The organism is Neisseria sp. P0001.S005 (assembly GCF_051963715.1).
Genome location: NZ_JBQCTZ010000302.1, coordinates 1 through 2,973, shown reverse-complemented (window position 1 = coordinate 2,973; position 2,973 = coordinate 1). Strand labels below are relative to the sequence as shown.

The window sequence follows — 2,973 nt, the reverse complement described above, 5'->3', positions numbered from 1 at the left end:
AAACTAGAATGGCACTCTTTGTCCTTGTTTATCTTTAAGATGCCATTGACCTGACGGTGTACAACCGCCACCACTACCGCCGACAGCATAATGATCACAATTCGGGTCAAGCCGTTTCCCTTGAGAATATGAGCCATTTATCAAACCGTTCCCATCAAAGAAACTGCATGCACCGATAAAAGCTACACAAAACAGGACTAAAATTTTCTTAAACATTCACATTACCATTTTTTTGTGAAAGTAATACCAATCATAGAACTATGACTTTTGTTTTTTAATATAGTTCTTTAATTTTTGTTTTTTATGCAAATAATTAATAATGATATAAGATTGATTAGTAAGTTTTCTGCGTTTGAAAAAGGCCGTCTGAAACCAAATTTCAGACGGCCTTTACCGTGCAGCCTTATTCCGCTACATCAATGCACAAATATTTCAGTTCCAAATACTCATCCGCACCATATTTGCTGCCTTCACGTCCCAAACCGCTGCGTTTCACGCCGCCAAACGGTGCTACTTCATTACTGATTAAGCCCGTATTGAGGCCGACCATGCCGTATTCCAAGGCTTCGCCGACGCGCCACTGGCGGGCGGTGTCGGAGGTAAAGAGGTAGGCCGCCAAACCGTATTCCGTATCGTTGGCGGCCGCGATGACTTCGGCTTCGGTTTCAAAGCGGAACACGGGACACAAAGGCCCGAAGGTTTCTTCGCGCGCCACTGCCATTTGCGCCGTTACGCCGCTTAAAACGGTCGGTTCGAAAAACGTTCCACCCAACGCGCTGCGTTTGCCGCCGGTCAGGCAGCTTGCGCCTTTGGATAGCGCGTCGGCGATGTGCTGCTCGACTTTCTCCACCGCTTTTTCCTCAATCAGCGGCCCTTGGTTCACGCCTTCATCCAAGCCGTTGCCCAATTTGAGCGCGGCTACTTTTTCACTCAATTTACGGCAAAATTCTTCGTAAATTCCTGATTGAGCGTAAACGCGGTTGGTGCAGACGCAGGTCTGGCCGCTGTTGCGGAACTTGCTGGCGAGCGCGCCTTCGACGGCTTTGTCCAAATCGGCATCGTCAAACACGATAAACGGCGCGTTGCCGCCCAGTTCCAAACTGAGTTTTTTAATGTCCGCCGCGCTGTCAGCAAAAATTTTTGCACCGACTTCGGTCGAACCCGTAAAGCTGATTTTGCGCACGGTCGGATTCGTGGCAAATTCATGGCTGATTTCCGAAGCGCGGCCGCTGACGACGGGAAGCAAATCCTGCGGCACGCCAGCTTCGTAAGCCAGTAGCGCCAGCGCATACGCGCTCAGAGGAGTGAGCGATGCGGGTTTGACAATCATCGCGCAGCCCACCGCCAAAGCAGGCGCAGCCTTGCGCGCAATCATCGCAGATGGGAAGTTCCACGGCGTAATCGCGGCGGTAACGCCGATGGGCTGTTTCAACACGACCAGTTTTTGCGACGCCTTCACGCTTGTCAGCACATCGCCGTCAATCCGCCGCGCCTCTTCGGCAAACCAGCGCACAAACGAAGCCGCATAATCCATCTCGCCGCGAGCTTCGGTCAGGCTTTTGCCCTGTTCCATCGTCATGATGTGCGCCAGCTCTTCTTTGTTTTCTTTTATCAGAAAATACCAACGCCACAAAACATCGGCACGCTCCAACGCAGTTTTTGCCGCCCATAGTTTTTGTGCGGCCTCCGCCTTTTGAATCAGCAACTTGAGGTCGTCTGAATGGGTCGTGCGAACAAACGCCAAAGTCTCGCCCGTCGCCGGATTGCCAACTTTGAGGCCGTCTGAAATCGGGGAAAAGGAAATATCGGGGTGGTTGAGCAGTTGGGAAAAGGTTTTCATGGGAAACGACCTTTCTAAAACCGAGGATATACATTCATTATCATATTCATACCATGAAAGCGCAACTGAATCGCAAAATAAGCTGACTGTAAAGGCCGTCTGAATTCTTACAGACGGCCTTTGCTTTAGCGACATCATATCCATCTTAATAACGAATGAAATACAATTATTAATACTCTACCTCAAAAGGATAGGACACATGTATTACAACTATTTGCTATAATACAAAACTCATTTCAACCTTCATCCAAAATTCCATTTTCAGACGGCCTTGTCTGTTTATAAGGCCGTCTGAAATGTTTTCCGTCCATCCTCTTCTTCCGAGCCATGATTCCATCTGATTTCATTGACGAGCTTTTGTCCAAAGTCGATATTGTCGATATTATCGACGAGCAGGTTCCGCTGAAAAAAGGCGGGGCGAACTATATGGCCTGTTGTCCATTTCACAAGGAAAAGACGCCGTCGTTTTCGGTCAGCCCGACCAAGCAGTTTTACCATTGCTTCAGTTGCGGGGCGCATGGTTCGGCAATTGGTTTTGTGATGGAACATCAGGGACTGTCGTTTCCGGAGGCGGTACAGTTTCTTGCCGACCGTGTGGGCATGACGGTGCCTAAAGTTCGCGGGCAGAAAGACAACCCCGAAATCCGTGCCGAACGTAAGAAAAAACAGCAGACTTTGGAAGAAACAACGGCTGCGGCAGCGGATTTTTATGCGCAACAGTTGAAATTCAATCCGGCAGCGAAGGCTTATTTAGACAAACGCGGCTTGAGTGCGGAAGTCATCGCGCATTATGGTTTAGGCTATGCGCCTGACGGTTGGCAGCCTTTGGCGCAAGTGTTCCAACCCTATCCTAATACTGCGTTGGTGGATACGGGCATGGTCATCGACAATGAAGGCAAACATTACGACCGCTTTCGCCATCGGATTATGTTCCCTATCCGTAATCCGCGTGGGCAGGTCATCGGCTTTGGCGGCCGCGTATTGGACGACTCGAAACCCAAATACCTGAACTCTCCCGATACTCCTTTGTTTGATAAAGGGAAAAACCTTTACGGACTATATGAAGGGCGTGCTGCCGTAAAAGAGGCTGGACGGATTTTGGTGGTCGAAGGCTACATGGACGTGGTCGCATT

At 49.5% G+C, this 2,973-nt stretch carries 2 protein-coding genes; one reads left to right on the top strand and one right to left on the bottom strand.

The features are described 5' to 3' along the window. Positions 1-403 precede the first annotated feature (403 nt). Positions 404-1,840 (bottom strand): NAD-dependent succinate-semialdehyde dehydrogenase, encoded by a 1,437-nt coding sequence (locus ACTHSP_RS19205; protein ID WP_440346697.1) that lies wholly within the window; start codon positions 1,838-1,840, stop codon positions 404-406. Positions 1,841-2,167: 327 nt separating this feature from the next. Here ACTHSP_RS19205 and dnaG point away from each other — a divergent pair. Beyond that, on the top strand, positions 2,168-2,973 hold an 806-nt coding region (dnaG, locus tag ACTHSP_RS19200), incomplete at its 3' end, for a DNA primase (RefSeq protein WP_440346696.1).